14 protein-coding genes are annotated in these 14,552 nt (G+C 60.8%); 11 read left to right on the top strand and 3 right to left on the bottom strand.

The features are described 5' to 3' along the window. Positions 1–37: 37 nt before the first annotated feature. Positions 38–994: a LysR family transcriptional regulator gene (locus VN047_RS05270; protein WP_414712665.1), complete on the bottom strand. Its 957-nt coding sequence runs from the start codon at positions 992–994 to the stop codon at positions 38–40. 143 nt (positions 995–1,137) lie between these two features. Between VN047_RS05270 and VN047_RS05265 the strand changes: the two genes are divergently transcribed. The 4 genes from VN047_RS05265 (at position 1,138) to VN047_RS05250 (ending at position 4,295) form a co-directional block, all read left to right on the top strand. Continuing rightward, on the top strand, positions 1,138–1,455 hold the full coding sequence (locus VN047_RS05265; protein ID WP_325540744.1) for a cupin domain-containing protein: 318 nt from the start codon (positions 1,138–1,140) through the stop codon (positions 1,453–1,455). Between the two features lie 47 nt (positions 1,456–1,502). Further along, positions 1,503–2,360, top strand: a complete 858-nt coding sequence (locus VN047_RS05260; protein WP_325540742.1) for an MBL fold metallo-hydrolase — start codon at positions 1,503–1,505, stop codon at positions 2,358–2,360. 4 nt (positions 2,361–2,364) lie between these two features. Next, positions 2,365–3,540, top strand: a complete 1,176-nt coding sequence (locus VN047_RS05255) for an epoxide hydrolase (RefSeq protein WP_325540740.1) — start codon at positions 2,365–2,367, stop codon at positions 3,538–3,540. Positions 3,541–3,662: 122 nt separating this feature from the next. Continuing rightward, positions 3,663–4,295 (top strand): LysE family translocator, encoded by a 633-nt coding sequence (locus tag VN047_RS05250; protein WP_325540737.1) that lies wholly within the window; start codon positions 3,663–3,665, stop codon positions 4,293–4,295. Between the two features lie 15 nt (positions 4,296–4,310). Here the strand turns inward: VN047_RS05250 and VN047_RS05245 are convergent, their stop codons facing one another. Then, on the bottom strand, positions 4,311–5,222 hold the full coding sequence (locus VN047_RS05245; protein ID WP_325540735.1) for a LysR family transcriptional regulator: 912 nt from the start codon (positions 5,220–5,222) through the stop codon (positions 4,311–4,313). Between the two features lie 69 nt (positions 5,223–5,291). Between VN047_RS05245 and VN047_RS05240 the strand changes: the two genes are divergently transcribed. Beyond that, entirely contained in the window at positions 5,292–6,125 is an 834-nt protein-coding gene (locus VN047_RS05240; RefSeq protein ID WP_325540733.1) for an alpha/beta fold hydrolase, read from the top strand. A gap of 321 nt (positions 6,126–6,446) precedes the next feature. On the opposite strand, the gene VN047_RS05235 is transcribed toward VN047_RS05240, so the two are convergent. Next, entirely contained in the window at positions 6,447–7,562 is a 1,116-nt protein-coding gene (locus VN047_RS05235) for a Fic family protein (RefSeq protein WP_325540731.1), read from the bottom strand. Positions 7,563–7,728: 166 nt separating this feature from the next. On the opposite strand from VN047_RS05235, the gene VN047_RS05230 reads away from it, so the two are divergent. The 6 genes from VN047_RS05230 (at position 7,729) to VN047_RS05205 (ending at position 14,485) form a co-directional block, all read left to right on the top strand. Next, positions 7,729–8,178: a hypothetical protein gene (locus tag VN047_RS05230; RefSeq protein WP_325540729.1), complete on the top strand. Its 450-nt coding sequence runs from the start codon at positions 7,729–7,731 to the stop codon at positions 8,176–8,178. After that, positions 8,156–9,010 (top strand): hypothetical protein, encoded by an 855-nt coding sequence (locus VN047_RS22770; RefSeq protein ID WP_325540727.1) that lies wholly within the window; start codon positions 8,156–8,158, stop codon positions 9,008–9,010. The genes VN047_RS05230 and VN047_RS22770 overlap by 23 nt, the downstream gene beginning before the upstream one ends. Before the next feature lie 73 nt (positions 9,011–9,083). Beyond that, a complete protein-coding gene (locus VN047_RS05220; RefSeq protein WP_325540725.1) occupies positions 9,084–9,500 on the top strand; it encodes a response regulator in 417 nt (138 codons plus the stop codon). 193 nt (positions 9,501–9,693) lie between these two features. Then, positions 9,694–11,187 (top strand): ATPase domain-containing protein, encoded by a 1,494-nt coding sequence (locus VN047_RS05215; protein ID WP_325540723.1) that lies wholly within the window; start codon positions 9,694–9,696, stop codon positions 11,185–11,187. Continuing rightward, positions 11,188–13,272 (top strand): hybrid sensor histidine kinase/response regulator, encoded by a 2,085-nt coding sequence (locus tag VN047_RS05210; protein ID WP_325540721.1) that lies wholly within the window; start codon positions 11,188–11,190, stop codon positions 13,270–13,272. A gap of 199 nt (positions 13,273–13,471) precedes the next feature. Next, positions 13,472–14,485, top strand: a complete 1,014-nt coding sequence (locus tag VN047_RS05205; RefSeq protein ID WP_325540719.1) for a LacI family DNA-binding transcriptional regulator — start codon at positions 13,472–13,474, stop codon at positions 14,483–14,485. Positions 14,486–14,552 lie beyond the last annotated feature (67 nt).

Below are 14,552 nucleotides of genomic sequence, written 5' to 3'. Positions count from 1 at the left end.
GTGGACACTCGGCAGACGGCCACATCCCGCTCTCTGTCTATCCCGCCGCTTTCGCACGGGACGTGGGGGCCTGCGGACCTGGGGTGTCCTGCGCATCGAAGACTTGCGCGGCAATTTCGGGAAAGGCGTTTTTGAAATGCGCCGCGGCTTCAGCACCGATTGACACCAGTTCGTCAACCAGCGCGAGCACGCTTGGGCGGCGTTCGCCCGCACGGACGGCAAGATAATGTGCACGCGTGCTGGATATGGCGGGAAAAGGCAGCGCCGCCAGGCTTTTGTCATAGAGCGCGGAGGCCGCCATCGGCGCGCGCAGCAAGATCACGCCAAGTCCCTGGCGGGCGGCTTCGATCGCGACATCGTGATCAAGAAACTGGCGCTTCGATCCCGAAAGGGTTCTTTGTATCCCGACACGACGACCCCATTCGTGCCAATCCGAGCTGTCGCCGTCGATAAGTAACGTTTCTTTCATTAGGTCCCGCGCCGAAATCCCGGCCAACCGTGCCGCGAGTTCCGGTGCGGCGGCGGGAAGCGCGATGTCGGGGAAGACGAGATGCGTCTCGACACCGGGCCACGACCCGCTGCCATGCCGCAGAGCGATGTCCATATCGCGGTTCTGGACTTGCGCCACACGGTGTTCGGGAATGATTTCTATCGCGCGTCCGGGGAGGATCGCTTCAAGGCGGCGTAGCCGCGGCATCAGCCATAGACGGACCATCGATGGAAGTGCGGAAATGCGGATGGCGCCGGGATCGCGCCGGCTGCCAAGTTCGGACCGAAGCGCTTCGATCGCGTTCAGCGATCGCTCGGCGCGGCGCAGGAAGATAATGCCCTGCGGTGTCGGCCGAACGCCGCGGCCGAGCCGTTCGAATATGGGCGTTCCAAGCCACTGCTCAAGCGAAAGTATCCGGCGACTGACGGCGCCATGCGTTATTCCCAGCCCTGCAGCGGCAGCTGTCATCGAACCCGTTCGGGCGGCCTCTATCGCAGCGATCAACGCCTCCGAGGGTGGGATATTCAACAAATTCTACTCCTCTGCCCGATGGCAAGCGGTGAGTTTCACGCACTGAAGCATGTCGCCTGATAAACTATCTGAACGATCTGCCGATACATAGAATGGGGGCGATCGGAGAAGAATTCATGTTCCAGCCAAAAGGGCTCAGGCCCGTATCATTCGACAGTTGCGAAGCGATCGTTATCGGTCCCGGGTGTATTCGCCGCGATCTGCCCTCGCGTCCCGGCGTCCGCACATGGATTGTCGAAATGGCGCCCGGCAGCGAGTGGCCGCATGTCGACCATCATCAGGGTGGCGGCGAGGACGTGTTCGTTCTCGATGGGGAAGTTATCGAGGGCGACCAGCGGTTCGGTGTCGGCACCTACCTTCATTTCGATCCCGACAGCCAGCACCAGCCGCGGACCGAGACGGGCGTGCGGCTCATCGGTTTCAATCTCCTTTGACCTTGTCCTCGTCATGCCGCATCGGCGAAAGCACAAGCCGGCGGCACATGATCTGCGGCGGGATTGTTGCGGCAGCGACCGTCGCATCGCCAGGGCGCACCGCAGCGCGCCCGGTGACGATGCCGCAGTTGCGCGTCCAACGTCTGGCCTGGGCGGGCCTGCGCCTTCAATTGCCTGCTGCTACATTGTTCATCGACCCGCTGATCGATCCGGCTGTCTGGGGAGCAGCGCTTCCCGACGAGCTGATCGCCGTGGATGAAGTGGTCGGCGAGAGTATCGTGTTGATCACCCACAGGCATTCGGATCATGCCGACGCCATCGCCATTGCAGCAGCGCTGAAAAGTGGAGGGACGTTGGCATATGCCGCCGGCACGCCGCCTTTCGGCGAGCTTCCGGCCAATGTGCGCCAACGGTCGTGCCCGCTTTGGGAGCCGCAAATCTTCGGCGACTTTACCGCAACGCCGGTTCCCGCATCCGATGGTTATGGCGATCTTCAGGTTTCATGGGTCGTATCGGGCGGCGGACGCAGAATATTCCATGGCGGCGACACGATGATGCATGGTGGCTGGTGGCGGGTAGGCCGGCAGTTCGGTTCTTTTGACGCTGCGTTCCTGCCCGTCAACGGTGCTACCTTTTCGTGGCGCAAGCCGGCGACGGACGAGCCCGCCGTGCTCACGCCGAAACAGGCAGTGGCGGTCGCCACAATCCTCGGTGCAGAGCGGATCGTGCCGATCCACTACGGAGTTGTTGGCGCCGACGGCTATTCGGAGCTGCCCGATCCTCTTGGCGCTTTACACGATGCGAGCCGGCGCGGCGGATCGTCCGTGACGGTCCTGAAACCGGGCGAGTGGCTGAACTGGCAAGCACCACCCCTGTCGGATCACTTTCCTCGCTTGCCGGAATAGATCATTGTCCGTCTTCGACATCAAGCCCTTCTCGCTGACAGTTGCAGAAGATGTCCTTGTTGATTTGCGGCATCGGCTACGCGCCACGCGTTGGCCCGACGAAGTGAGTGCCGCAGCATGGCAATATGGCCCCCCGGTCTCCTACATGCAGGATATAGTCAGATACTGGCTAGATCGATATGACTGGCGGCAGCAGGAGGCGCGGATCAATGGATTTCATCAATATATCACCGAAATCGATGAACTCGCGGTTCACTTCATTCACGAGCGAGGCGTCGGGCCAGACCCGATGCCGCTGGTGCTCACCCATGGCTGGCCTGGAAGCTTTGTGGAGATGTTGCGGATCATTCCGATCCTGACTGATCCGGTGGCCCATGGCGGGCGTGCCGAAGATGCGTTTACCGTCATTGTTCCCTCGATACCCGGCCACGGCTTTTCAGGCCGACCGACGAGACCGGGCATGAACTATTCGGTAGTTGCCGACATGTGGGCCACGTTGATGGAGCGGCTCGGTTACCGCCGGTTCGGGACACAGGGAGGCGACTGGGGGGCGTGGGTCAGCGCTGCGTTGGCGTTGCAATACCCGGACCGCATTTGCGGTCTGCATCTGAACTATCTGTCGACCCGCTTCCGGCCCGGCATAAGTTCCTCGGACCGGCCCGTCAGCGACGAGGAGCAAGGCTATCTCGATCGGGTCGGTAAATGGGCCGAAGCCGAAGGCGCGTATATTGCAATCCAGTCGACCAAGCCGCTGACCCTGGCGTACGGGCTCACCGACTCCCCGGCAGGGCTTGCTGCATGGCTATTGGAAAAATTCAGATCGTGGAGCGATTGCGTATCGGTTCCGCAGGAGGCCATCGCATTGGACGAGCTATTGACGGACGTCATGGTCTATTGGGTAACCGGCACAGCCCATTCTGCGGCACGCTTCTACAGCGAATCCAGGGAACGTCCGTTTCATCTCGCGGCCGGTGAAAAGATATTGCCGCCATGTGGCGTCGTCACCCTGCCGCGCGAATTGCCCATGCCGCCGAGGAGTTGGGCGGAGCGCGCCTTCAACATTGTCCATTGGACCAGCTTGCCACGGGGAGGGCATTTTGCAGCCTTCGAACAGCCCGAGCTGCTTGCCGACGACATACGGACATTCTTTCGTCCTCTCCGGAAGCGATCGGTCGCTTGATCCGGAAACGGACAGGGCGGGGGCAGTCTCGGCCTTGTTGACGCTGAACAACCGGCAACTATCGGGAAACGCGAGGGAGACCGGTCGGTCTTCCGTGCATTGATCGCAAATGGAGAGGGTATATGCCCGAACTGGCCAGCCTTTTGACCTTCGCTGCTATCGCTCTTGGTATGGTCCTGACACCGGGCCCGAACATGATCTATCTCATATCGCGGTCCATCGCTCAGGGTAAGGGCGCCGGCTTGATTTCTCTGGGTGGCGTCGCGCTGGGTTTCGTTTTCTACATGCTTTGTGCGGCGTTTGGCATCACCGCCCTCGTGATGGCTGTACCCTTTGCCTATGACGCGATCCGCATCGTGGGCGCGCTCTATCTGCTATGGCTCGCCTGGCAGGCAGTTCGCCCCGGAGGACGCACGCCCTTCGAGGTCAGGAGCCTGCCTCGGGATGGGCCGCGCAAGCTTTTTCTCATGGGATTTCTGACCAATCTGCTGAATCCCAAGATCGCCGTGATGTATTTGTCATTGCTGCCGCAGTTCATCGATCCCGCACATGGGAGCATATTGGGGCAGGCGCTTGTTCTGGGGATGACCCAGATCGTCATCAGCGTTTTCGTCAACGCCGTCATTGCGATCTCCGCAGCGTCGATCGCCGTGTTTCTGACGCAGCGTCCGGCATTCGCCATCGTCCAGCGCTGGATGATGGGAACGGTGCTCGCCGGCCTCGCCGTCAGGATGGCGACGGAGGCGCGCCGATAACCTGTCACGGTGGGGTTACGCGAAGCGCGAGCGGATATGATCCCACAAGCGTTCCGCTACAGGGCCATGCGCCCGGTCGCGGAGCCTAGATGCCGCAAGGGGTTCCACCTTGCCCGGCAGATGCCGTCCGCCGACCCGGACGAGCCGCCCCGCTTCCAGATCCTCGGCGATCAGAAAGTCCGGCAGATGGCCCCAGCCCATGCCGTGCACAATCAGTTCCCGCTTCATCGCATGGTCAGGCACCGAGCAATTGGGAGCACCATCAATCAGGAAATGATCCTTCCTCGCGCCGGTCTGCGCCGTGTCGCGGATGATGCACTGGGTGAATGGCCGCAGCTGGGCGGGCGTCGTGTGGATACCGAGATGCGGGGGCAGAAAGCCCGGCGCCGCCACCGGCAACAACGCGATTTCGGCGATCGGGATTTGCTCGGTCAGCATGGTATCATCGTCCGCGCGATGAAAGACGATGTCGGCGGTACCCTCCCGAAGCCTTTCGGCAGGCCCCCCCACTGCTTCATAATCGAGGTGAAGCCTCGTACCTTTCACCTTTTCGAAAAACGCCGTCAGCAGCCCCAGGATCATTGCCCGCGGACACAGGTCGCCGATCACGACGCGCAACACCGGTTCCTCTCCGCCCGCGAGCAGACGTGCATGCGCCGAGAGCCGATCGATTTCGGTGAGCGAACTCCTTGCGCGTTCATAGAAAGAGCGACCCACCTCCGTCAGGGCGACGCGATATCCGCTACGATCCAGCAGGGCCAAACCAAGGCGCGTCTCCAGGCGTTTGACGGCGGCAAATACAGAAGGATGCGACCGGCCGAGCACCCTCGCAGCAGCCTGGAAGCTTCCCGAGCGCGCTACCGCCGCAAAGCAGTGAAGATCATGGAGCTTGAGGCCTTCATCTCGATCGGTTGCATCTACAGTCATTGTTCAATCTTAGTAATATACTTGAAAAAAATAAATCTCCAGAAACGGAGCATGCCAGGGAGCAGGACGATGGCCGAGACGAGCACAATTGACATGGGCGACGGATGCACGATCGCCTATCGATGGGATGGGAAAGAGGGGCGACCGGTCCTGATGCTTTCAAATTCCATCGCGACCGATTATCGGATGTGGGACGGAAACATTGACGATCTGACCCGCACGCACCGTGTGCTGCGGTATGATACGCGAGGCCATGGACGCTCGGGCGCACCCGTCGGTAGCTATTCGCTCGACCGCCTCGGACGCGACGTTCTGGAACTGCTCGACAGGCTGCAGATCGATCGCGTGAATTTTTGCGGACTTTCGCTCGGCGGCATGATCGGACAGTGGCTCGGTGTCCATGCGCCGGAACGGGTGGATCGCCTCATCCTCTCCAACACCTCACCCTATCTGGGCCCTGCGGCGCAGTGGGACGCGCTGATAGCTGGCTTGGCGACGCGTCCGGATATGGCTGCGATGGCGGACATGTTCATTGGAAACTGGTTCCCGCCCACGTTCATCGCTTCGCGGCAGGATGACATCGATACATTCCGGAGAATGATCCTTTCGACCCCCGCGCATGGGCTCGCCGGATGTTTCGCGGCCGTTCGCGACATGGACATGCGCCGGACCAACGCGTTGATCAGAGCCCCGGCCTTGGTGATTGGAGGGACGAACGATACGGTCACGCTGCCCGAACATGGCAAACAGATCGCGGATGCCATTCCCGGCGCGGAGCTCGTGCTGTTGCCCGGCGTCCATTTGCTGAACGTGGAAGCTCCGACCGAATTCGTTGACGCTATTGCCCGCCAATCTGTTGGGCGCGACAATTGCAGAATTTCCCCGCCCCAAAACGAAAAATAGGGTGATGGTTCCCGGAAAGGCGTAAAACTATCCGTCCTATTTCAAGGGGAAATGTGGTGGACGCACTTTTTTAGGGCTCGAACCCAAGACCCGCTGATCAAGAGTCATTGATTCGTATAAAATATTGATTTTGTGTCTTTTTCTTCTTTCCGTTCTCGTTGGGGCCTCCCACAGGTAAACGGCAAACAGGCCAAAGGCTTTCAGGTCGTCGGCCCCGTTATTTCCCACATGGTCAGAGCCCGAGATGACAGGGATAGATTGTCCATATGTCGCAGATTTACTGGCCACATATGGTCAAATGCCTGTGCGGAAAATCGTTCTTCAGATAACCTCAGCCAAGAACTTGAGGTGATAGCGAGCATGGCGATGCTCGCCCGTTCGGTAAAGCGCTCCGAGCTCGACCAGCTTTGTTAGATCGCGCGTAGCCGTCGCAGGAGCAGCGCCGGTGATCGTTTGATAGTTGCGAGCACTCAATCCACCCGTGAAGCCATCAGGGCCTTCCGCGAATATGCGTAGGATAGCTCTCTCCTGTCGTTCGTTGATTTGCCCTTGGATGCTGTAGAACAGGCGTGTCTTTCCGATCAAAAAGCGAACCTCGAGCAGGGTGCGTTCCTGCGCTTCCAGCACGATCGCTCCGAACCAGTTCAACCAGTCGTCGATCCCGAGATCGCGGCTCCCTCTATGAAGAGCGGCGTAATAGTCTTTGCGATGCCGATGGATGGTTTTGGCCAGAGCGGTCAGCGTGGGCGCGTTCAGGGCTTGCGCGAGAGCCTTTTCCGCGATCGCTCTCCCGATACGTCCATTGCCGTCCTCAAAGGGGTGGATGCTTTCGAACCAGAGATGAGCAATGCCAGCGCGCAAGACGGGGCCGAGCGGCTTCTTCCCGTCCGGTGCGCTATCGTTGAACCAGGCAATGAAGGCTTTCATCTCCCCCGCGACCTCAGATGAGGGCGGTGCTTCGAAGTGGACGCGCGGCGCATGGAGAGGGCCAGAAACGATCTGCATCGCATCCTCATGCGTTCGATAACGCCCGACGTCGACGATATCGCGCCTGCCGTTCATCAGCATTGCCTGCCAGTTGAACAGAAGCTCGTCGTTCAAGGGCATTGCGTAGCGTTGAAACAGGTCCGCCATGAGCTCGGCGGCGCCCGCCTCGGCATTGCCGACGCCCCGTTTTTCAACAGTCAGGCCCAAATGGCGGGCGAGGGACGACTGCACGCTTGCGCGATCCAGAATCTCACCCTCGATCGCTGAGCTCTCGATCGTTTCCTGAGAGATGAGGTCCAGCGTTAAACCCTGCCGCGCTTCCTGATCGACGTGATGTAGCGCGCCGATGACAACGCCGGCTCCCTTTAGGAAACTGGCCTCCACATCCTGGAGGAGGGAAGGGGAATAACGGAATGACGGCCAGTCTGCTTGTTGCCAATTCCACTGCATGATCGATACCGAGCCCTTCTATCGATCACGATAGCGGTATTTTATGATCGATAGAAGCACCCTCTATCGATCATCCGCACTCGGCCCATTGGGCTTCCGAAATCATTTTGTTCCTGTAAGGAGCCCAACCCCACGCCGTAACTGATTACAGGATCGCATCCATTTCATGATTCCCAAGAGCCGTCGTAAGCGAATTTCTACAGCCGCAATATCCCCGGACCACCCAAAGAGGAAACGCGGCCCCAGGCCACGGGCTATCGTCGAGTTTCCAGAGCCGAACTCGACCATCTGGGGCGATCGGGACATATTCCACGAGGTGCTGGCGCTGCATATGGAACGGCACGGCGACACCGCGTGGCATCTGCATAAAGCGATCATTGGACCAAAGGGCCGTATCGACCGGAAGATCATCGTGCACCGGGTTGCTGGCACCAAGGTACCGCGATCCGTTACCAGCATGGAAATTCTGAGCCGCATCGAGACGCGCTATCGCCTTCCGTCGGGTTACTTTGCCGCTAAGCTTCCGCATACCGGGCGAGCGGGGAGCGGGCATTACCAAACTCGGCGAGATGAGTATGGCGGAACGCCGTCGGATGGCCTGGCATCTGCCGAATGATTTTGACAGGCGGCCCCTTCGAGAGCGCCGCGAGATTTTGGACTGGATACGGAAGGTCATCATTTCCGGCGCCACCGACTATCGTCGCTATCAGGTCATGGCCATGCGGCAGCGTTATGCGCTTCGATTCCCGGACCTGAACAACATCCGGCCGCAGGTCCCGGTTGAGCCCGCCGAAGAGTTCGGCCTCGGCGAACTGGATGACATCGAACTCGAACTCGTGTCGACATCGCGTGATGCCCCGCGTGCGTTGGCGGAGGAAGTCGCACATCTCATTCAATTCAAGACGGCGACGCTTACCGAGATCGGTTATCAGCGCAACGGCGTCTGGAATGAGCAGACCGCGTGCTTGAGCGCATTGATCACCAGTTCGGTGACGACCAGCCCCATGCTGATCGACACATCGCGCCGACCAACACCGGATCGACCCGCGTGGTTAGCGTCAACGGGGCGCGGTCATAAATCATCGACGCGCCGATGCTGGCGCATAGCTGTGCCAGATAAGGCTCGAGTTCGACTGCGCCGGCGTCGGATTCGGCAAGGTGGCGTTGCAGCGTCGCGATCGACATTACGCGTTGGTGCGCATCGCTCAAATGGCCGCGCGCCTCGCTCGACTGCACCTTGCGCGAAAGCGGCGGGCGCCCGCCAGGATGCGGAGCGCGGCGACCGTGTAGCCGAGCTGCGTGGAACGCGTTTGACTGCGGGATCGAGCACCACGTCGCGGCCGAAACCGATACTTGCGCCATTGAAGAAGGCGCGGCTAGTCACCAAGCCCACATCTATCCGCTTCCTGTGGCCGCTCTCGACCAACAGCCATCAGACAAACCCATGAATTTTCGAACGGAACTTGGGGCTGCCGGGCTCGTATAAGAAAGTGAAAGGCCCGGTCATTGCAAAGCGATCACATGATTTTCACATCCGTTCCGGCGCCGGTCACCAGCGCCGAGAGCGAGCTGGGCAGCCGAGAGAGCAACGCGCGAACGATCCTTGCTGTCGATGATGATCCGATCATCTTGATGAACACCGCCGCTCTCCTCGAGGATCTTGGGCATGCGGTAATTGAAGCGGGTTCAGGGCAAGAGGCGCTCGAGTTTCTTGAGCATCGCCCAGAAATCGATCTTCTGATCACCGACCATGCAATGCCTGGCATGACCGGAAGCGAACTCATCGACGCTGTGCGGTCGCTACGACCCGATATTTCGATCATTCTTGCAACAGGATTTGCAGCGGAGACGATCACGCGGGCGCCTGGGCTGAAGCGGCTCAACAAGCCTTACAGCTTCGCCGAGCTTGAGGCCGCAGTCGGCCGGGCGAGCGGCTAAAGATCCCTGTTCTCAGTGGTCTCGATGCGCCGGTCTTCGTCCCGCGATGAAACCGAAATGCGCCGTGCCACGTTCTGACTTTCATGAAACCACATGCAAAGCACGTGTTCGCAGCGACCAAGGCCATGACTTACGCATGCCGCGCGGAGAGTCGGACGAACAAATGCTCAACGGATTCGAGGCGCATCGATTTATGACGGTATCCGACAAACGCATCACCTCCGGAAACCCGGGCCTCGATCTCATATTACGGGGCGGGCTTCCCGCCAGCCGTCTCTATCTGGTCGAAGGAATACCGGGATCTGGCAAGACCACACTCGCGCTGCAATTCCTGCTCGAAGGGGCAGAGCGCGGCGAGCCCGTGCTTTACATCACGCTCTCCGAGACCAGCGAAGAACTTTCGATCGTTGCAGGGTCGCACGGTTGGTCGCTGGACGATGTCGAGCTCTTCGAGCTGGCTTCAGCTGAAGAGACGCTCGGGCCGGGGCGCGATCAATCGATCCTCCACAGCTGGGAGATGGAGCTTGGCCGCACGATCGAGCTGATCCGCGAGCAGGTTGAGCGCGTCAAGCCCAAGCGGGTGGTGTTCGACAGCCTATCTGAACTGCGCTTGCTCGCGCAGGATTCACTGCGTTACCGCCGCCAGCTTCTGCATCTGAAGCAATTTTTCTCGAAGCTCGACACGACCGTGCTGCTTGTTGACGACATGACCGGTGGCAGCGGCGAGCGCGACAATCACTTGCACAGCCTCTGTCACGGCGTGATTACCCTGGAGCGGCTGACACTCGATTTCGGGGCGGCGCGGCGGCGCATGCAGGTCCAGAAAATGCGGGGCGTCGCTTTCGTTGCAGGCTATCACGACATGGTCCTGCGCAAGGGCGGTATCGATATATTTCCGCGCCTCATCGCATCGGAACATCATGCGCCTTTCATCGGCGAACCCGTCCCGAGCGGGGTCACTGAACTCGATACGATGCTCGCGGGCGGCCCGCAGCGCGGCACATCGATGCTCGTCACGGGCCCGGCCGGCGCGGGCAAGACCTCGCTCGCGCTCCAATATCTCGACGCCGCGTGCGACCGCGGCGAAGTGTCGGTCATCTATGAATTTGACGAACGTATCGGCACGATGATCACGCGCGCCAGCGCCTTTGGCATCAATCTGCAGCGCCATATCGACAGCGGCACGCTGACCATTCGACAGATGGATCCCGCCGAGATCGCGCCCGGGCAATTTGCCGCGATGGTCCGGGCCGAAGTCGAGGAGCGCAACGCGCGGTTCGCGCTTATCGACAGCCTCAATGGTTATGTCACGGCGATGCCGCAGGAACGGCAGTTGATCCTCCAGCTGCACGAACTCCTGTCCTATCTCAACCAGGCGGGCGTGGTTTCGATCCTGATCAATCCGCAGCATGGCTTTTTCGGTACGATGAGCACCAATGGCCTCGACGTATCCTACATAGCCGATATCGTCGTGCTCCTGCGCTTCTTCGAAAGCGAAGGGCGCATCCGCAAGGCTATCTCGATCGTCAAGAACCGTAGCGGGCATCATGAGGATACAATCCGCGAGCTGCGGATCGATGCCATGGGCGTACGCGTCGGCGAACCGCTTTCCGAGTTTCGTGGCGTTCTGACGGGAACCCCCGAATATGTCGGATCGAGCACGCCGCTCATGGAAGACCGGCGCTAAGTGCACAGGTCCGCCGCCGAAGGCCACCGGGTCCTCATCAGCGCTCCCTACGGGAATGATGCAACGAGTGTCGCAAGCCTGCTTAACCAGCATGGCTATCATACCGCCATATGCCCGGCGCTGGAGGATATAGCTGATGCGATCGACGCCGACGCCGGCGTGATCTTGGTCACCGAAGAAGCCCTCCGGGCCGATCTCGGCCCGCTTCACAGAGCGCTCGAGGCGCAGCCCGCTTGGTCCGATATCCCGTTCGTCTTGCTCACAGGTCGGCAAGGCGGGCGGACGATGGGGCAAGAAACTCTTCGCCGCCGGCTCCCGGACAGTGCGCTTAATGTCGTCCTGCTCGAGCGACCGCTCAGCGCGGAATCACTGACCAGCGCGATCGCCTCCGCCATGCGCGCGCGGCAGAAGCAGTTCGAGATCCGCGACCAATTGTCCGACCTGACCAGCGAGCGCACCCAGCTGTCCACGTTGCTCGATGCGCTGCCGGTCGGAATCGCCTTCATCAATCCCGATGGCGCGACGCGGTTGGCCAACCCGGAATATCTGCGCTTCCTGCCGACGGGAGTCACCCCATCGCGCCTCGCCGATGGCGAGATGCGTTGGGAGGGATATAATCCGGATGGTACCCGGATCGGGCGTGACCGGTTCGTCACGCCGCGTGCCCTGTCGGGCGAAACCATTCAGGGCATCGAGTTTCTGCATCATCCCGCCGGCGGCGACAGCATCTGGACGCGGGTGAGCGGAATTCCGCTTCGCGACGGAGAAGGACGCGTCACGGGTGCGATCTCGGTCATCGTCGATATAGACGATCAGAAGCGCGGGCAGGCGGCGCTTGCCGACGCTGCGCAAAAGCTGGAAGCGCTTGTCGCGGAACGCACGGCTGAATTGACCGACGCGCTTGCGCGGCTCGAAGCCGAAGCAGAAGAGCGCGTCCGGGCGGAGGAGGCGCTCCGCCAGTCGCACAAAATGGAAGCGGTCGGGCAACTGACCGGTGGCATAGCCCATGACTTCAACAATATGCTCACCGGCATCACTGGGGCTATCGACGTGCTCCGGCGCCGGATCGCGACCGGCCGCCTTGACGATCTTGAGCGCTTCATGGACGCCGCCAGCAATTCGGCGCAGCGCGCCGCGGGACTTACCGCGCGCCTGCTCGCCTTCTCGCGGCGGCAGTCGCTCGACAGCACGCCCACTGATATCAACACGCTCGTCGCGTCGCTCGAGGACCTCATCCGCCGCACCATGAGTGAGCGGATTACGGTATCGACCAAATTGGCCGACGACCTGCCGGCGGCCGTAGTCGATCGGAACCAGCTGGAAAACGCAGTGCTCAACCTCGCCATCAACGCCCGCGATGCCATGCCGGAAGGCGGCACCTTGCTCGTTGAGACGGGTTTTGCGCAGCTCGCAGACGGGGACTGCGCGAGCCAGCCGGACATTGCGCCCGGAGATTATATCACGGTAACCGTCTCCGATACGGGTATCGGCATGGATGCGGCGACTCTCGGCAAGGTGTTCGAGCCTTTCTTCACGACCAAGCCGATCGGCCAAGGTACCGGGCTGGGTCTGTCGATGGTCTATGGCTTCGTCAATCAGTCGAAAGGCTGTGTGAAGATTCATTCCGAAGAGGGGAAGGGAACTGCGGTCAGCATCTTTCTCCCGGTTGCGGGATCGTCGGCCGAACCGGAGAAAGAGGCGCCTGCGGCCGTCCATCACGGCGATGGTGAGACTGTCCTGCTCGTCGAGGATGACGCCTCGGTTCGGCTCCTCGTGTGCGATGTCCTCGGCGAACTCGGCTACAAGGCAGTTGAAGCAGCGGAACCATACGCCGCAATCCGCCTACTCGAAAGCGGCGCCCGTTTCGATCTGATGATAACCGATGTCGGCTTGCCCAGCATGAACGGCCGCCAGCTCGCCGACATTGCACGGCAGCATCTCCCCGACCTCCCGATCCTGTTCATAACCGCCTATGCGCAAAATGCTGAGACCCGCGCCGATTTCCTAGGCGCCAACATGCAGATGATCGCGAAACCGTTCCAGATGCAGATGCTGGCCAGCAAGATTAACGAGATGCTCGAATAAGATTGGAGCGGTGGACTGTCTGTCGGCCACAGTCTGCTTTCCGGGATTTGGTCCCGGAAGCGGACAGGCAGTAACCGGCCAGTGTTTCTCGAAACGGGCGCAATGCTGGTTGCCTTGGCCGAATGCTCTGCGCTGGCGATAGGGGCGGCAATGCATTAGCATCGCCCGGTCAGAGGAATACGGAGGGAAAAAGCCGGCTATGCGAACAACAGAGACGCTCACCGGGCGTCGGGTCACCATGGCGGATGTCGCCAGTGTAGCAGGGGTGTCGAAGATCACGGTGTCAAGGGCGCTGGGCGGGAGCGAGCTGGTCAAGGCCGAGGTCCGCACGCGTATTTGCGAGACCGCGGCAGCTATGGGGTACAGGATGAATCTCGCCGCGCGCGATCTCCGGTTGCGCCAACGGAAGCGGATAGCGGTTGTGGTCGATATGCCGGCGACCAACGACCGTCCGTTCTATGATCCCTATCCGCTCGCCTTGCTCGGCGGCATCATGCAGGAATGTGCGGCGGCGGGGTTCGCTATCGTACTGACCACCAGCGATCCGCGGATGGGCGCCGAAGCGCAGGATGCGAGCGGAATCATCGTTCTGGGACAAGGTGTGGACCACCATGCGGTCCGTTCGCTGACGAGCCTGAACTTGCCGCTGGCGGTATGGGGAGCCGACGATGGCGTCGAGGCGACCATGGGTGCCGAAGTCGTCGGAAGTGACAATCGGCTTGGTGGCCAGCTCGCCGCGAGGCATCTGATCGCGCGCGATCGCCGGCGCTTCGTCTTCCTCGGCGATACGCATCATGCGGAAATCGCCGATCGCGCCGCCGGGTTCGCGCAGGGGCTGGCGGCCGGCGCACAGATTGTGGCGCAGCGCGGCTGTGATTTCACGCGCGAGGGGGGGCGGAAGGCGATGGCCGATATCGTCCATGAAGGGGTTGCGTTCGACGGCGTCTTCGCGGGCAGCGACCTTGTGGCGATCGGAGCGATGCAGGCGATGACCGATGCCGGCTTCCGGCCCGGCGTCGATATCGCGGTGGTCGGATATGACGACATCCCGGCGGCAGCCGCACACACACCGCGCCTGACAACTATTCATCAGGATTTGACCGGGGCGGGGCGGTTGCTTGCCGCCACCTTGCTGTCGCGCCTCGACCCCGAACGGTTCCATGCCCCGCGGACGAGAAGTCTGCCTGTGACGCTCGTCGCCCGCGAGACCTGATCTGGATCTATGAATGATATCGATATCAATTTTGTTGATATCGATATCATTGAGTGTTACCCGCCAA

Origin of the sequence: Sphingopyxis sp., from assembly GCF_035565275.1 — a bacterium.
Classification (GTDB): domain Bacteria; phylum Pseudomonadota; class Alphaproteobacteria; order Sphingomonadales; family Sphingomonadaceae; genus Sphingopyxis.
Note: the sequence above shows the minus strand (reverse complement) of the source record. Positions and strands in the feature narration are given on the sequence as shown.

Coding starts and splice junctions, on each gene's coding strand:
- VN047_RS05265 (WP_325540744.1), top strand. CDS start 1,138: ATGTTCCAGCCAAAAGGGCTCAGGCCCGTATCATTCGACAGTTGCGAA.
- VN047_RS05260 (WP_325540742.1), top strand. CDS start 1,503: ATGATCTGCGGCGGGATTGTTGCGGCAGCGACCGTCGCATCGCCAGGG.
- VN047_RS05250 (WP_325540737.1), top strand. CDS start 3,663: ATGCCCGAACTGGCCAGCCTTTTGACCTTCGCTGCTATCGCTCTTGGT.
- VN047_RS05245 (WP_325540735.1), bottom strand. CDS start 5,222: ATGACTGTAGATGCAACCGATCGAGATGAAGGCCTCAAGCTCCATGAT.
- VN047_RS05240 (WP_325540733.1), top strand. CDS start 5,292: ATGGCCGAGACGAGCACAATTGACATGGGCGACGGATGCACGATCGCC.
- VN047_RS05235 (WP_325540731.1), bottom strand. CDS start 7,562: ATGCAGTGGAATTGGCAACAAGCAGACTGGCCGTCATTCCGTTATTCC.
- VN047_RS05230 (WP_325540729.1), top strand. CDS start 7,729: ATGATTCCCAAGAGCCGTCGTAAGCGAATTTCTACAGCCGCAATATCC.
- VN047_RS22770 (WP_325540727.1), top strand. CDS start 8,156: ATGGCCTGGCATCTGCCGAATGATTTTGACAGGCGGCCCCTTCGAGAG.
- VN047_RS05220 (WP_325540725.1), top strand. CDS start 9,084: ATGATTTTCACATCCGTTCCGGCGCCGGTCACCAGCGCCGAGAGCGAG.
- VN047_RS05215 (WP_325540723.1), top strand. CDS start 9,694: ATGACGGTATCCGACAAACGCATCACCTCCGGAAACCCGGGCCTCGAT.
- VN047_RS05205 (WP_325540719.1), top strand. CDS start 13,472: ATGCGAACAACAGAGACGCTCACCGGGCGTCGGGTCACCATGGCGGAT.